This is a genomic window from Dickeya chrysanthemi NCPPB 402, from assembly GCF_000406105.1.
Lineage (GTDB): Bacteria > Pseudomonadota > Gammaproteobacteria > Enterobacterales > Enterobacteriaceae > Dickeya > Dickeya chrysanthemi.
In genome coordinates this window covers 1,922,923-1,937,943 of sequence record NZ_CM001974.1, presented here as the reverse complement: position 1 = coordinate 1,937,943, position 15,021 = coordinate 1,922,923, and the positions used below count along the sequence as shown (strand labels likewise).

General features: G+C 56.1%; 13 protein-coding genes. 8 read left to right on the top strand and 5 right to left on the bottom strand.

Going from position 1 to position 15,021, the window contains the following annotated elements:
• Positions 1 to 102: 102 nt before the first annotated feature.
• From fruA to fruB, 3 genes are read right to left on the bottom strand one after another with little or no spacing between them, the layout of a single operon-like run.
• Positions 103 to 1,794: a PTS fructose transporter subunit IIBC gene (gene fruA, locus DCH402_RS08720; protein WP_040000738.1), complete on the bottom strand. Its 1,692-nt coding sequence runs from the start codon at positions 1,792 to 1,794 to the stop codon at positions 103 to 105.
• A gap of 16 nt (positions 1,795 to 1,810) precedes the next feature.
• The gene (gene fruK, locus DCH402_RS08715) at positions 1,811 to 2,749 is read right to left on the bottom strand and encodes a 1-phosphofructokinase (RefSeq protein ID WP_040000737.1); all 939 of its coding nucleotides are present in this window, start codon (positions 2,747 to 2,749) and stop codon (positions 1,811 to 1,813) included.
• The gene (gene fruB, locus DCH402_RS08710; RefSeq protein ID WP_040000736.1) at positions 2,746 to 3,882 is read right to left on the bottom strand and encodes a fused PTS fructose transporter subunit IIA/HPr protein; all 1,137 of its coding nucleotides are present in this window, start codon (positions 3,880 to 3,882) and stop codon (positions 2,746 to 2,748) included. Before fruB ends, fruK begins: the two co-directional genes overlap by 4 nt.
• Positions 3,883 to 4,217: 335 nt before the next feature.
• On the opposite strand from fruB, the gene DCH402_RS08705 reads away from it, so the two are divergent.
• Positions 4,218 to 5,399, top strand: a complete 1,182-nt coding sequence (locus DCH402_RS08705; protein WP_040000735.1) for a sugar efflux transporter — start codon at positions 4,218 to 4,220, stop codon at positions 5,397 to 5,399.
• Between the two features lie 5 nt (positions 5,400 to 5,404).
• On the opposite strand, the gene DCH402_RS08700 is transcribed toward DCH402_RS08705, so the two are convergent.
• Positions 5,405 to 5,659, bottom strand: coding sequence for a zinc/iron-chelating domain-containing protein (locus DCH402_RS08700; RefSeq protein ID WP_040000734.1), 255 nt, complete (start codon positions 5,657 to 5,659; stop codon positions 5,405 to 5,407).
• A 236-nt stretch (positions 5,660 to 5,895) separates the two neighbouring features.
• Here DCH402_RS08700 and yeiP point away from each other — a divergent pair, with 236 nt between their 5' ends.
• The 7 genes from yeiP to yejF all read left to right on the top strand — a co-directional run bounded on the left by yeiP (position 5,896) and on the right by yejF (position 14,348).
• Positions 5,896 to 6,468, top strand: a complete 573-nt coding sequence (yeiP, locus tag DCH402_RS08695) for an elongation factor P-like protein YeiP (protein WP_040000733.1) — start codon at positions 5,896 to 5,898, stop codon at positions 6,466 to 6,468.
• Between the two features lie 80 nt (positions 6,469 to 6,548).
• On the top strand, positions 6,549 to 7,526 hold the full coding sequence (locus tag DCH402_RS08690; RefSeq protein WP_040000732.1) for a CobW family GTP-binding protein: 978 nt from the start codon (positions 6,549 to 6,551) through the stop codon (positions 7,524 to 7,526).
• A gap of 460 nt (positions 7,527 to 7,986) precedes the next feature.
• Entirely contained in the window at positions 7,987 to 8,562 is a 576-nt protein-coding gene (mepS, locus tag DCH402_RS08685) for a bifunctional murein DD-endopeptidase/murein LD-carboxypeptidase (protein WP_040000731.1), read from the top strand.
• Positions 8,563 to 8,843: 281 nt separating this feature from the next.
• Positions 8,844 to 10,628, top strand: a complete 1,785-nt coding sequence (locus tag DCH402_RS08680) for an extracellular solute-binding protein (RefSeq protein ID WP_200864882.1) — start codon at positions 8,844 to 8,846, stop codon at positions 10,626 to 10,628.
• A 9-nt stretch (positions 10,629 to 10,637) separates the two neighbouring features.
• A complete protein-coding gene (locus DCH402_RS08675; protein WP_040000729.1) occupies positions 10,638 to 11,732 on the top strand; it encodes a microcin C ABC transporter permease YejB in 1,095 nt (364 codons plus the stop codon).
• On the top strand, positions 11,729 to 12,754 hold the full coding sequence (locus DCH402_RS08670; RefSeq protein WP_040000728.1) for an ABC transporter permease: 1,026 nt from the start codon (positions 11,729 to 11,731) through the stop codon (positions 12,752 to 12,754). Before DCH402_RS08675 ends, DCH402_RS08670 begins: the two co-directional genes overlap by 4 nt.
• Before the next feature lies 1 nt (position 12,755).
• Positions 12,756 to 14,348 (top strand): microcin C ABC transporter ATP-binding protein YejF, encoded by a 1,593-nt coding sequence (yejF, locus tag DCH402_RS08665; protein WP_040000727.1) that lies wholly within the window; start codon positions 12,756 to 12,758, stop codon positions 14,346 to 14,348.
• 88 nt (positions 14,349 to 14,436) lie between these two features.
• Here the strand turns inward: yejF and DCH402_RS08660 are convergent, their stop codons facing one another.
• Positions 14,437 to 14,781: a YejG family protein gene (locus DCH402_RS08660; RefSeq protein ID WP_040000725.1), complete on the bottom strand. Its 345-nt coding sequence runs from the start codon at positions 14,779 to 14,781 to the stop codon at positions 14,437 to 14,439.
• Between the last annotated feature and the right edge of the window lie 240 nt (positions 14,782 to 15,021).

Below are 15,021 nucleotides of genomic sequence, written 5' to 3'. Positions count from 1 at the left end.
GCGTCAGCAAAGAAAAATCATACCGCTATTTGCCGACATCGCGGGAAAAACATAAAAAAACGCCGGTCGCAGGACCGGCGTTTCCACCACGGAATCATCACATCAGGCTTTAGCCAGTTGCTCTTCCGGACGTTTCAGCACCGCGTACAGCACGCCAGCCACTACCGTACCGGCAATGATGGAGAACAGGTAACCCAGCACCGGCGTAATTGCCCCTGGAATCAGCAGCACAAACAGACCGCCGTGCGGCGCCATCAGCTTCGCGCCAACCGCCATGGAGATAGCGCCGGTCAACGCCCCGCCCAGAATACAGCTCGGCAACACCCGCATCGGGTCACGGGCAGCGTAAGGAATGGCCCCTTCGGAGATAAAGCACAGTCCCAGTACCACCGCAGCCTTGCCGCCTTCCCGCTCGCTGGCGGTGAATTTCTTCGCCGCGATGAAGGTCGCCAGACCCATCGCCAGCGGCGGCACCATACCGGCAGCCATCACGGCGGCCATCGGTGCATACACCTGACTACTCAACAGCGTAGTACCGAACACATAGGCCACTTTGTTCACCGGGCCACCCATATCGGTACACATCATGCCACCCAGAATAGCGCCCAGAATCACCGCATTGGCCGTACCCATGGACTGCAGCCAGCCGGTCAGACCGGTCAGAATTTTCGCAACCGGCGTACCGACGACATAAATCATGATGAGACCGGTAATCAGCGTAGCGAATAGCGGAATAATCAGGATCGGTTTCAGCGCCGACATGCTCTGCGGCAGCGTCACATGGTTACTGATGGCGCGCGCCAGATAACCCGCCAGGAACCCGGCGATGATACCGCCAAGGAAACCGGCGCCGGTGCTGACGGCCAGCATACCGCCCACCAGACCCGGCGTCAGACCAGGACGGTCGGCAATAGAGAACGCGATATAACCGGCCAATATCGGCACCATCAGCGCAAACGCGGAACCGCCGCCGATCTTCATCAGCGCCGCCGCCAGCGTCCCCTCTTCCTTGAATGCAGTAATCCCGAACACGAATGACAGGGCGATACACAGACCGCCGGCCACCACCATCGGCAACATGTACGACACACCGGTCAGCAGATGGCGATATGGGCCCGCGCCGCCTTTTTGGGCGGTTTCGCCGCCGGCCGCCGCACCGCTCTGGGCGGATGGCTGGAACACCACGGCTTCAGACAACGCTTTGTCAAACTCCTGCGCCGTCTTTTTCAGCGCCAGACCGGTGGACGTGCGATACATTTTTTTGCCGGCGAATTTGCTGAGGTCGACTTCGATATCCGCCGCCACGATCACCAAATCCGCCTGTTCCACTTCTTCCGGGCTGATCGGGTTACCGGCGCCGACGGAACCGCGGGTTTCAACTTTCACCCACCAGCCACGTTTTTTTGCTTCACTTTCAATGGCTTCGGCCGCCATGAAGGTATGCGCTACCCCTGTCGGGCAGGCAGTGACCGCCACAATACGTTTGGCCGCAGTTGGCGCCGCCGCGGCAGCGGTAGCGACCGGTGCCTGATACGGCTGCGCTTCCGCCTTCGCTTTTTCCAGGAACTGAGCCGGCTGACTCAACGCCAGTTCTACATCACCGGCAAACACTTTCTTGCCATTCAGACCGCTGTCTGCCTGTACGGGAGCACCCAGCACAATGGCCAGCTCCGCATCGGCAAGCTGCTCGGTGAGGGTAAGTCCTGCGTTAGCGGCAGCAGCACCAAGCAAATTCTTCACCAGACGGCTTTTCGCCAGTCCCAGTGATTTATCAAGTATCAGCAGCGTTTTCATTGTTTATCTCCTGCTGTCAGTTAAAGGGTTTCAGATCGACGCGCGCCATCATCGCGGCCAGTTGCGGACGATCACTAATGCCTACGTTGCTCTGGCTGACGGCCAGCGCTGCCACCGCAGTGGCCAGGCGCAACGTGTGTTCACTGGACTCACGCATTAATAAGCCATAAATCAATCCCCCCACCATGGAGTCACCCGCACCTACCGTACTGATCACTTCACAGGCCGGCGGCAACGCCCGCCAGGCTCCGGACGCATTGACCCACAGCGCGCCTTCCGCTCCCAGCGAAATCACGACATGAGCAATACCCTGTTCACGCAGCGCATGCGCTGCGTCCACCACATCCGCCAGCGTGGGCAACTTACGCCCGGCCCAGATTTCCAGCTCGCGGCGATTGGGTTTCACCAACCACGGCGAAGCTTTCAGTCCCGCTACCAGCGCTTCACGGCTGCTGTCGAAAATAATGCACGGACACTGGCTGCGCAGACGCGACATCCAGTCGGTAAACGCATCCGGGTCGACGCCGCTCGGCAGGCTGCCGCTCACGGCGACCATGTCAAACTGCCCCAGCCAGCTCAGCGAATCATTAACGAAACGCTGCCAGTCCTGCTGGGTCACTTCAAAACCGGAGAAATTCAGGTCGGTCACCTCACCATTCTGCTCGGTGAGTTTGACATTAATGCGAGTACGCCCCGACACCACCTGGAAACGGTTGGCAATGCCCAACTCGCTGAACAACTGCTGAAAGCCGTCCTGATTGTCTTTTCCCAGGAAACCGCCCACAGTGACATCAATCCCAAGGTCTTTCAGCACCTTGGCCACGTTGATGCCTTTACCTGCCGCATGCAGACCGGAAGTCTGCACCAGATTAACTTCGCCACGTTCGATTTCCGGGCAGTACCCTACTAAATCATAGGCGGGATTTAGGGTAATGGTGGCAACGCGCCTGCTCATACCGCACCCTCCCCAAGACCGGACTGAATGGCTTCGCCGATGGCCTTCAGCGCCGCTTCAGCATCGCTGCCTTTAGCAGTAAAGCGCAGGCGATGACCGCTCTTGACGCCCAGCGCCACCACCTTCATCAGGCTGCGGCCGTTGGCCGGTTTGCCGGTGCCGTCAAGGTTCGTCACGGTGATTTCGCTGGAGAACTGTTTGATGACGTTAACCAGCATCGCGCCGGGGCGGGCATGCAGACCGTGCTCGTTACGGACAGTAAATTCCGCCGCCAGCGCGTCGCTTTCTTCTTCCTCTTCTTCGCTGGTCAGCAATGCCAGCAGCGTCGCTTCATCAGCAGACAGCAAACTGTCGGCTTTGCCGGCGATCAATAACTTGCTGAGATAATCGAGCGACGCGAACACCTGCTCATCAGCCGCCGAAACGGTCAGCAACAACGCCACGTTTTCGCCATCCGCCACGAACGGCTCGGCCGGGCGGCTTACCGCCAGCGCACTCGCCAGATTGCCGTTCAGGCTATCGCTCAGCCAAATGCCCTGCCCCAGATAAGTCGGTTTATTAGCGACTACGTGGCTGACAAAACCGGCATCCACCGCGCCAATCTGCTGTAAACGGCCGGCGTTCAGCGCCTGCAGCGTCATCAGGTTGTCGGTCGCCACATTCAGGTTAATCAGCGAAGTATCAAAGCGGAACGCGCCCGCCAGTTGTTCGCCCATCAGCAACCCGCGCAATTCGTCCGCCGACGTGGTGCTGGCCAGACGGGCCGCCACACGATCATCGCTCAGTACATGGGTCAGTTGACGCAACAGCGCCAAGTGTTCGTCAGAACGCGCAGCGATGCCCAGTACCACATAGGCGGTCTGGTCTTCCCCCCACGCGATCCCCTGCGGGAACTGGAACACCTGAACACCGGTTTTCTTTACCAGATCACGTGTATCGGTGGTGCCATGCGGAATGGCGATACCGCTACCGAGATAGGTCGAGGTCTGCTGTTCGCGCTGAAGCATCCCCTCGACATAACCTTCGCTCACGCAACCCGCTTCGGTCAGTGCGGCGGCTACCTGACGGATAGCCTCCTCTTTGCTACCGGCGGAAGCACCTAAATGAATGTCGTGCTGTGACAACTGAAACATAATGCTCCTCTCTTGCTGAACTTGAATCGTTTCAGCTTTTATGAGAAATAATTTGCTGACTCGCTCAGGGTGGTTTCAGCAAAACCTCGCTGAAACGTTTCAAAAATTCTGCGTTTTTCATTATACCTATGCAAGCATTCTGCATGGATGAAATAACAGATCTTAGAGGTCACGCACATTTTTACGCTAAACCCACACAATAAATAGTGTCTTTTTGCGTCCATGCTGAATGCGTGCTGAAGAAAAAAAATTGAAACAGACTTTCGTTTCTACTTCATCAGCGTAAGATGGCGCGTTCGGTTTTCTCCCTGTTCTTTCTCTAACCTGAATTCAGCATGACACTTTCTTCTGCCCGCTCAGCCCGGCGCCTGCCCGACCTGACGTCTTTCGCATTTCTGGTGATCGCTTTTTTGACCGGGATCGCCGGTGCGCTGCAACTCCCCACGCTCAGTCTGTTCTTGTCGACGGAAGTACAGGCGCGTCCGTTCATGGTCGGCCTGTTTTATACCGGCAGCGCGGTGATCGGCATCATTGTCAGCCAAATTCTGGCCACGTATTCGGATCATCAGGGCGACCGCAAAACACTGATATTGCAGTGTTGCCTGTTGGGAGCGCTGGCCTGCCTGCTGTATGCCTGGAACCGTAACTATTTTGTTCTGTTGTTTGTCGGCGTATTGCTGTCGAGTTTCGGCTCCACCGCCAACCCGCAACTGTTTGCATTGGCACGGGAACATGCCGACCGTAACGGCCGCGGTGCAGCCATGTTCAGCTCAGTCATGCGGGCGCAGATTTCCCTGTCATGGGTAATTGGGCCGCCGGTCGCCTTCGCGCTGTCGCTGGGCTTCGGCTTCCCGGTGATGTACCTGACGGCGGCAACGGTGTTTGTGTTGTGTGGGTTACTGGTCTGGCAGCTCCTACCGTCAATGCCGAAAACCCGGGTGAAATCCGCCGCGACGCTGGAGTCCCCCCGGCAGAATCGGCGCGATACGCTGTTACTGTTTAGCGCCTGTACCCTGATGTGGACCTGCAACGGGATCTATTTGATCAATATGCCGTTGTATCTGGTCCATGAATTGCAGTTACCGGAAAAGCTGGCCGGTGTAATGATGGGCACGGCCGCCGGACTGGAAATTCCCGTGATGCTGCTGGCCGGTTATCTGGCTAATCGCTTAGGTAAACGCCTGCTGATGCGGCTGGCGGTAATCGCCGGGCTGTTTTTCTATGCCGGGCTGATGCTGCTGAACGCCTCATGGGCATTGCTGGCTCTGCAACTGATGAATGCCATTTTCATCGGTATTCTGGCCGGTATGGGGATGTTGTACTTTCAGGATCTGATGCCGGGTCAGGCCGGGGCCGCCACGACGCTGTTCACCAATACCACCCGGGTCGGCTGGATCATCTCCGGATCGCTGGCAGGCGTGGTGGCGGAAGTCTGGAGCTATCATGCCGGTTTCGTTATCGCCGTCGCCATGCTGGCCGGCGCCGTCCTCTGTATGTGGCGCATCCGCGACGTTTGAGCTTGTTACGGCGCGGTGGCGTCTTCCAGTCGGATAAGGTAGAACATCGCTTCATCACGATCATTTCGGCACATGTCGCGGCGAGGCTGCAAGCCTCGGCACACCGCCGGACGCAATGACGAAAAGAACAGACCGCAACGCATGTGCTCGTCCAGATGGATACAGGCCGTGTTGGCCGGTTTTCCCTGCGGCATACCGGGAATCGGGCTGGAGATAGAAGGCGCGATACAACAGGCGCCGCAATCAGGGCGACATTCCATCAGTGACCTCCGGAGATTCCCGTCGCTATATTCAGGCCGCAGAGCCTAACAGGCTGTCGACCGCAAGGCCACTACTCTATTTTCGGCCGGTTTGGCGCCGTTTTCATTTCCGCCGTGTTTTATCCAGCCGGTGGTTTGTCTGGTGTCTGGCCGCCACAATTCCCGCTTGCCTGAACCCATCCTGACGAGTAACGTGTCGCCACAAAAATTTCTCTTCTTTATTTAAGGTATATCCCATGGCAAGAGCAAATGAGATCAAACGCGGCATGGCCATTAACTACAACGGTAAATTGTTGCTGGTAAAAGATATCGATATCCAAAGCCCCAGCGCCCGCGGTGCCAGTACGCTGTACAAAATGCGTTTCGCCGATGTCCGTACCGGCCTGAAGGTGGAAGAACGTTTTAAAGGCGATGACATTCTGGATACCATCACCCTAACCCGCCGTTCCGTCACCTTCTCTTATATTGATGGCGATGAATACATCTTTATGGACGAGGAAGACTACACGCCGTATACCTTCAAGAAAGAGCAGATCGAAGACGAACTGCTGTTTATTCCGGAAGGCGGCATGCCGGGCATTCAGGTATTAACCATGGATGGGCAACTGCTGGCGCTGGAACTGCCGCAGACGGTCGATCTGGAAATCGTTGAAACCGCACCCGGCATTAAAGGCGCCTCCGCCAGCGCCCGCAACAAACCCGCCACGCTGACGACCGGTTTGGTCATTCAGGTGCCGGAATACCTGAGCGCCGGCGAAAAAATCCGTATTCACATCCCTGAACGCCGCTACATGGGCCGCGCGGACTAAATTACAGCAAGCGCCTCACCAACCGTCCCCGCGTCTGACAGTCCATGTCAGACGCATCCCGCACACGCAAGGAGACTCCAGTGTTGACGAAAGTAAACCTGATTACCGGCTTTCTCGGTAGCGGTAAAACCACCACCATCAGACACCTGCTCTCTCATAAACCCGAAGGCGAAACCTGGGCGGTGCTGGTGAATGAGTTTGGTGAAATCGGCATCGACGGCGCGTTGTTAAGCGACTCCGGTGCCCTGCTCAAAGAGATCCCCGGCGGATGCATGTGCTGCGTCAACGGCCTGCCGATGCAAGTGGGCCTCAACATGTTGCTGCAGAAAAAACCACATCGTTTGTTGATTGAACCGACCGGTCTTGGTCACCCGAAGCAAATTCTGACGCTGTTGAACTCGGAGGCTTACCAGCCGTGGCTTCAGCTACAGGCGACCTTCTGTTTGCTCGATCCGCGCCAGCTCGGCGACAGCCGTTATAGCGAGAATGAGAACTTCCGCGATCAGCTCGCCGCAGCAGACGTCATCGTCGCCAACAAGGAAGATACCTGGCAGGACAGTGACCGCGCAGCGTTGCAAGACTGGTATCAGCAGCAGGGGCAGGATCGTCGCCTGATCACGCTGTCTCAAGGACAGTTGGACACGGCAATACTGGACCTGCCGCGGAAAAACCACAATGCGCTGCCGGATGCCCGTCACCATCATCACTCCGCCGCTGCCAAAACCGGGCTGGCCGCACTGAAACTGACCGGCCGGGAAAGCTGGCGCCGCGCCCTTAATCAAGGACAGGGTTATTACGCCTGCGGCTGGATTTTTGATGGCGAGACCCAATTCAATACCGCCAGTCTGCTGGACTGGGTACGCCTGGCACCGGTAAGCCGCGTTAAAGGGGTGATGCGCATTCCGGAGGGCACACTGGTGGTCAACCGCCAGGGATTCGACCTGCGCATTGAAACACAATCGGTATCACCGCCAGATAGCCGCATCGAAATCATTAATGAGTCTGAAGCGGAATGGAACAAGTTACAAAAGCAGTTGCTGGATGCACGGTTACTCTAAGTGGTGTCGGCGGCACGCTCAGGCAGCGATTAACGGGCGTCAGAATGTCTGTCCGGGCGTTATTCTCCCTGTAATTTCTCGTTCTGAACGCCTGTAGCAGGTTTTTATCGGGCTGACATCAAAGATTTCATCACGAAATCGTATTAACAAAAGAGACAAAAAAACTCGCAATCTGATTTTCGTTAGGGTATGGTCACCAAGGTTTGTGATTTATCGGCAGATGTCCGGCCAGTTAAATAAATGTTGCAACATCAATAATAATGTGCGGTGTTGCACAAATTAACTGACGAATAATTGTCCCGGTAATAGTAGTACTTTAGTCTGACACTCGTTTTGTTTGGCATAGATACATCGATCAGTAGATACATCGCCCAATAGATGCATCAATCAATAGATGCATCGTTCATAAACACAGCGATAGCGATTGAATCGCTAAGGACATCAAGGGAACACAACAACAATGGTCAAATCTCAACCGACTCTGAGATATATCTGGCGGGCCTTGCCTGCCGTGGCGATGGCGATAGCGCTTTCGGCCTGTACAAGCAACAATGCAAGTCTTAATAATCAAACTGATAGGCGTGTAGTTAACGGTGGTGACCCTTCACTACAAGCCTCTCAGGATGAATTCGAAGCGATGGTTCGCAACGTGGAAGTCAAATCCAGGTTGCTTGAACAATACGCGAGCTGGAAAGGCGTGCGTTACCGTCTCGGTGGCGACAGCCGTAAAGGTATTGATTGCTCCGGTTTCGTTCAGCGGACTTTCCGTGAACAATTTGGTATGGATTTACCCCGTTCCAGCTATGAGCAGAAGGATATCGGCGTTCAAATCCAACGCAATAAATTGCGTCCAGGTGATTTGGTAGTGTTCCACGCAGGCTCAACCGGCCGCCACATGGGTATCTACCTGGGTAACCAGCAATTCGTTCATGCATCCACCAGTATTGGTGTGACGATTTCCAGCATGGATGACAACTATTGGAAGCCACGCTACCGTGAAGCACGCCGCGTGCTGAAACAGGAACCGCACAGCTGATTTTCCTTTCCCTTGATGTTGCCCAAACAAACGTAAAACGCCGCTCGTCAGACAGCGGCGTTTTTTATTTATAGCCCGATATCGGTTCAGGTAACAACTTGGATCGATTAACAGTAGGTTTGACATCTGATTTCATGGTAAAACAGAGCGCTATAGCGTCCGGCATCGCGATTGCCAGGAATTTCAGGCACTTTCTCCGGCAAGCCTGCTTTTCACGCGGAGAAACATGAGGTTATCAGGAGTCTGCCATTTCGATGTTTACACGTGCCATTCTCGCCGCCATGCTGTCCGCCAGCGCCTGGCTGGCGCACGCGGCCCCCGTCACGCAGCAAACCTATGCGTTTGCGACGCTGGGGGATCCGAAGTACCCGCAGGGCTTCACCCACTACGATTACGCTAATCCATCGGCACCCAAAGGCGGTAAAATCACGCTGAGTGCACTGGGTACCTTCGATAACTTCAACCGTTTTGCCTTGCGCGGCCTGGCCGCCGCTCGCACCGAAAGCCTGTACGATTCGCTGTACGTCAGTTCGGAAGACGAACCGGGTAGCTACTACCCGCTGATCGCGCTTACCGCACGTTACGCCAGCGACTACAGTTGGCTTGAAGTGGACATGAACCCTGCCGCACGTTTCCACGACGGCTCGCCGGTGACCGCCGCTGACGTGGCATTCACCTTCAATATGTTTATGACGCAGGGCGTGCCGCAATTCCGCGTCTACTACAAAGGCACCGAAGCCAAGGCCATCACACCGCATACCGTACGTTTCACTTTCCCCGACCCCGACAAAGAAAAAATGCTGGGGATGTTGACGCTGCCGGCGATGCCGGAGAAATTCTGGCGCGACCACAAACTCAGTGATCCGCTGAGCACGCCGCCATTGGCCGGCGGCCCCTACCGCATCACCGATTACCGCATGGGGCAATACGTCATTTACTCCCGTGTAACCGACTACTGGGCGGCCGATCTGCCCGTCAACCGGGGTCGCTACAATATCGACCAATTACGGTACGACTATTATCTGGACGACAGTGTCGCGCTGGAAGCCTTCAAGGCCGGCGCCTTCGATCTGCGTATCGAGGGGTCACCGAAACATTGGGCGACTCAATATGACGGCGGCAACTTCGCGCGGGGGTATATTCTGAAGAAGGATGAAACCAATCAGGCGGCGCAGGATACCCGCTGGCTGGTATTCAATACCCAGCGGCCTCAGTTTAGCGATCGCCGGGTGCGTCGGGCGCTGGCGCTCGCCTTTGATTTCAACTGGATGAACAAGGCGCTATTTTTTAACAGCTATCAGCGCCCCTACAGCTTTTTCCAGAACACCGAGTACGCAGCGCGGGGAATGCCATCGGCAGAAGAACTGGCCTGGCTGACGCCGCTGAAAGACAAAATTCCCGCCGAGGTGTTTGGCCCGGCGTACCGGCCGGAGGAATCCGATGGCAGTGGTTATGACCGCGCCGGTCTGCTCAACGCGTTACAACTGCTGCAACAGGCCGGTTGGGAGTTGAAAAATCAGGTACTGGTGAATACAAAAACCGGCCAGCCTTTCCGTTTCGAATTGCTGCTGCCGAGTGCCGCCAACGCCATCTATGTGTTGCCGTTCCAGCATAGCCTGGCGCGACTCGGTATCCGCATGGAAGTGCGCAGCGTCGACAGCCCGCAGTTCAACAACCGGTTTCGCAAGCGCGATTTCGACATGATCCCGAAGCTGTATCCGGCGATGCCCTACCCCAGCTCGGATCTGGCCGTCAGTTGGAGTTCAGCCTATATCAACTCCTCCTACAACTCGCCGGGGGTACAGGACGCCGCCATCGACCAGTTGATTGACAACATCATTCGCCATCAGGGCGACAAGCCGGCGCTGTTGTCGCTGGGACCGGCGCTGGACAGAGTGCTGACCTGGAATCAGTTCGCCATACCGATGTGGTATTCCAACCACGACCGTTTCGCTTACTGGAATAAATTCGCCATGCCTGCGACCCGTCCGGCTTATACGCTGGGCATCGACACTTGGTGGTATGACGCAGAGAAAGCCGCCACATTGCCGGCGGCGCGTCGATAAGGAGCCGATGTGGGAACTTACCTGTTACGTCGATTATTGCTGGTGATCCCCACGTTGTGGGCCATCATCACCATCAACTTTTTTATTGTGCAAATAGCGCCGGGCGGCCCGGTCGACCAGGCTATTGCCTCCATTGAAATGGGCCAGGGCAGCGGTTTCGGCGCCGGCGGGGACGGCGGCGGGCTGGCGCGCGGGCCGGGTGGTGGCAAGCCATCGGTGGAAAATACTTACCGCGGCGCGCGTGGGCTGGACCCGGAAGTGATCGACGAAATCACTAAACGCTACGGTTTTGATAAACCGCTGCACGAGCGTTACGTCAAACTACTTTGGGACTACGTGCGGTTTGACTTCGGCAACAGCCTGTTTCGCGGCTCGTCGGTGATTGCGCTGATTAAAGAGAGTATGCCGGTTTCAATATCCCTTGGGCTGTGGAGTACGTTGATTATCTATCTGGTTTCCATTCCACTCGGCATTAAAAAAGCGGTGCGCAACGGCTCCGCCTTTGACGTCTGGAGCAGCACGCTGATCATTGTCGGATACGCTATTCCCGCGTTTCTGTTCGCGATTCTGCTGATCGTGCTATTTGCCGGCGGCAGCTATCTTGATTGGTTCCCGCTGCGCGGGCTGGTATCGCCACATTTTGATAGCCTATCCTGGTTCGACAAGATCATCGATTATCTGTGGCATATCGCACTGCCGGTGCTGGCGATGGTGATTGGCGGCTTCGCCACGCTGACCATGCTCACCAAGAACTCATTTCTGGATGAAATCCGCAAACAATACGTGATCACCGCCCGCGCCAAAGGGCTGGATGAGAAAAAAATTCTCTATCGCCACGTGTTTCGCAACGCCATGTTACTGGTGATCGCCGGTTTCCCCGCCACCTTCATCAGCATGTTTTTTACCGGCTCGCTATTGATCGAAGTGATGTTCTCCCTCAACGGCCTCGGGCTACTGGGGTACGACGCCACGTTGCAACGCGATTACCCGGTGATGTTCGGCACGCTATACATTTTTACCCTCATCGGCCTGCTGCTGAACATTCTCAGCGACATGACCTATACGCTGGTTGACCCACGTATCGACTTCGAGGAGCGCCAATGAGCCGTCTAAGCCCCATTAATCAGGCGCGCTGGGCACGCTTTCGCGCTAATCGTCGCGGCTACTGGTCGCTGTGGATTTTCCTGGCGTTGTTTGCCGTTACGCTATGTTCCGAACTGATCGCCAACGATAAACCCTTGTTGGTGCGCTACAACGGGCAATGGTATGCCCCGTTCATGGTGGATTATAGCGAAACCACCTTCGGCGGCCCTCTGGCCACGCCGGCTGATTACCGTGATCCCTGGCTGGCACAGCGGCTGGAGCAAGGCGGCTGGTCGTTGTGGCCGTTGATTCACTACCGCTACGACACCATCAATTACACCACCCAGAGCGCGTTTCCTTCGCCGCCGTCGAGCCAAAACCTGCTCGGCACCGACAGCCAAGGACGCGACGTGCTGGCGCAGATACTGTACGGCTTTCGTATTTCCATTCTGTTCGGGCTGGCGCTGACACTACTGTCCAGCCTGATTGGCATCGTAGTGGGCGCGTCTCAGGGGTATTACGGTGGTCGTGTCGATCTGTGGGGACAACGCGTTATCGAAGTCTGGTCCGGCATGCCGACGCTGTTTCTGATCATCCTGCTCTCCAGCGTCATTCAGCCGAATTTCTGGTGGCTGCTGGGGATTACGGTACTGTTTGGCTGGATGGCGCTGGTAGGGGTGGTGCGAGCGGAATTCCTGCGTACCCGCAATTTCGACTATATCCGCGCCGCACAGGCGATGGGTGTTAGCGATCGGTCCATCATGTTTCGCTGCATGTTGCCCAACGCCATGGTCGCCACCCTCACCTACCTGCCGTTTATTTTGTGTGGTTCCATCACCACCCTGACCTCGCTCGATTTTCTGGGTTTTGGTCTGCCGATGGGTTCCGCTTCGCTCGGCGGACTGTTGCTGGAAGGGAAAAACAATCTACAGGCGCCGTGGCTCGGCATTACGGTCTTCATGGTGCTGGCGGTGGTGTTGTCACTGCTTATTTTTATCGGCGAAGCGGTTCGCGACGCCTTTGACCCAGGCAAGGCGCATTGATATGTCCGCACAACCTTTACTTGAAATTCGCGATCTGAGCATTGCCTTTCGCAACGGCGGCCTGCAGCGGCAAGTGGTCGACCAGGTCTCATTCAGCGTTGAAACCGGTGAAACGCTGGCGCTGGTCGGTGAATCCGGCTCCGGCAAAAGCGTCACCGCGCTGTCGGTACTGCGCCTGTTACCTTCGCCGCCGGTCGTCTACCCGCAGGGCGACATTTTATTCGCCGGCGAATCGTTGCTAAACGCCGATGAACAGCGGTTACGCCAGTTGCGCGGCGAACGGATAGCGATGATTTTTCAGGAGCCGATGGTATCACTCAACCCGCTGCATACCATCGAAAAACAGTTGGCGGAAGTGCTGGTGTTGCATCGGGGAATGCGCCATGAAGCCGCCCGGGGCGAGATCATCGGTTGTCTTGAACGCGTCGGGATTCGTCAGGCGGCACGACGGCTGGCGGATTTTCCCCATCAGCTTTCCGGCGGCGAACGCCAGCGGGTGATGATCGCCATGGCATTGCTGACGCAACCCGATCTGTTAATCGCCGATGAGCCGACTACCGCGCTGGACGTCACCGTACAGGCGCAAATTCTGGATTTGCTCAATGAACTGAAGCAGGAACTGAATATGAGTTTGCTGTTCATTACGCATAACCTGAACATTGTGCGCCGATTTGCAGACCGGGTCGTGGTGATGCAGGCCGGACGCTGCGTCGAGCAGAACCGCACCCACGGGTTGTTCAGCACGCCGCAGCACGCTTACACCCGGCAGTTACTGGATGCCGAGCCGACCGGAGAAGCGCTGCCGCTGGCGCAGGAGGCGTCAACGCTGCTGGATGTCCGGGAACTGGGCGTCAGCTTCCCCATCAAACGTGGCCTGCTGCGCCGTACCGTAGGGGAAAAATCGGTGCTACAGGCGCTCAGTTTTCGTCTGCGCCGCGGCGAAAGCATCGGACTGGTGGGTGAATCCGGTTCCGGCAAAAGCACCACCGGGCTGGCATTGCTGCGTTTGCTACGCAGTAGTGGCGAGATCTGGTTCGATGGCCAACCGCTACACCGCTTTAACCGCAAGCAGATGCTGCCGTTTCGTCGCCGTATTCAGGTGGTGTTTCAGGATCCCAACGGTTCGCTGAATCCCCGTTTAAATGTGGAACAGATTATTGCCGAAGGGCTACGGGTACATTACCCGTTAAGCGCGGCGGAACAGACGCAGCGGGTGATTCAGGCGATGCAGGAAGTCGGGCTGGACCCGGACAGCCGTCATCGCTATCCGGCGGAATTTTCCGGCGGCCAGCGGCAACGTATCGCTATCGCCCGGGCACTGATCCTACAGCCGGAACTGCTGATTCTCGATGAGCCCACCTCATCGCTTGATCGCACCGTCCAGGCGCAGATTCTGGCGTTACTAAAAACCCTGCAACAGACCCATCAACTGGCCTATCTGTTCATCAGTCACGATCTGCACGTGGTACGCTCGCTGTGCCATCAGGTGATTGTACTGCGGCACGGCGAAGTGATAGAGCAAGGCGATTGTCGGCAGATCTTTGAACACCCGCAGCAGGACTACACCCGGCAATTGCTACGGTTATCCGCCTGATGTGCTCCCGGCCTGATACTTGCGCAGTCTGGCAGGCATCAGGCCGGGCGGGAGAACAGCGACTACAGTTTTTTTCGATGCGGCGAGCTTAGAAAGGATACTGCGCGCATACGGACTCGGCGATCGCCACGCCCACGTCTTTCAGGCGGCACATCGCGGCGCTCTCGTCATGACGATGCAAAAACAGACATGGCTCGCCCTCCCACTCCACAACGGCGCACTGCAGTTGAATCTCATCCAGCGACTGGTTGAGATGGCGCATAATCTGACGGGCTTCTTCACCGTCGTGGCTGAGTAGTTTAAAACCAATCAGACAACTGTCATCATCCATGCTGCTAAGTGGAATCGGTTCAACTTTTATGCCAGTAAAACCCGATAACCATCGGTAACTTTGCGGCAAGCGATGAACTACCGAAAGTTGGAGAGTATTCACAGCGGTCTTCCTCAGCTAAGCTGCCATAAATTCACAAAATTATAACATAAATTCACAAGTTTTCTTTGCTTCGCATCTTTTTTACCACGATAGCGACACAAAAAAGTAACATGTTTTCATGATGAGGCCGCCCCAGAAGCATGGCACTCAGCGTGACAACCGTTCAAAACGTTAGCAAGATCACGTTCTTGATCGATTTTGCGCTATATGTAACCTTTTATTCCCAATATCTCAACCCAT

Bases quoted from the DNA above. Each gene is read 5' to 3' on its own strand.
- fruA (WP_040000738.1), bottom strand. From the start codon at position 1,794: ATGAAAACGCTGCTGATACTTGATAAATCACTGGGACTGGCGAAAAGC.
- fruK (WP_040000737.1), bottom strand. From the start codon at position 2,749: ATGAGCAGGCGCGTTGCCACCATTACCCTAAATCCCGCCTATGATTTA.
- fruB (WP_040000736.1), bottom strand. From the start codon at position 3,882: ATGTTTCAGTTGTCACAGCACGACATTCATTTAGGTGCTTCCGCCGGT.
- DCH402_RS08705 (WP_040000735.1), top strand. From the start codon at position 4,218: ATGACACTTTCTTCTGCCCGCTCAGCCCGGCGCCTGCCCGACCTGACG.
- DCH402_RS08700 (WP_040000734.1), bottom strand. From the start codon at position 5,659: ATGGAATGTCGCCCTGATTGCGGCGCCTGTTGTATCGCGCCTTCTATC.
- yeiP (WP_040000733.1), top strand. From the start codon at position 5,896: ATGGCAAGAGCAAATGAGATCAAACGCGGCATGGCCATTAACTACAAC.
- mepS (WP_040000731.1), top strand. From the start codon at position 7,987: ATGGTCAAATCTCAACCGACTCTGAGATATATCTGGCGGGCCTTGCCT.
- DCH402_RS08680 (WP_200864882.1), top strand. From the start codon at position 8,844: ATGCTGTCCGCCAGCGCCTGGCTGGCGCACGCGGCCCCCGTCACGCAG.
- DCH402_RS08670 (WP_040000728.1), top strand. From the start codon at position 11,729: ATGAGCCGTCTAAGCCCCATTAATCAGGCGCGCTGGGCACGCTTTCGC.
- yejF (WP_040000727.1), top strand. From the start codon at position 12,756: ATGTCCGCACAACCTTTACTTGAAATTCGCGATCTGAGCATTGCCTTT.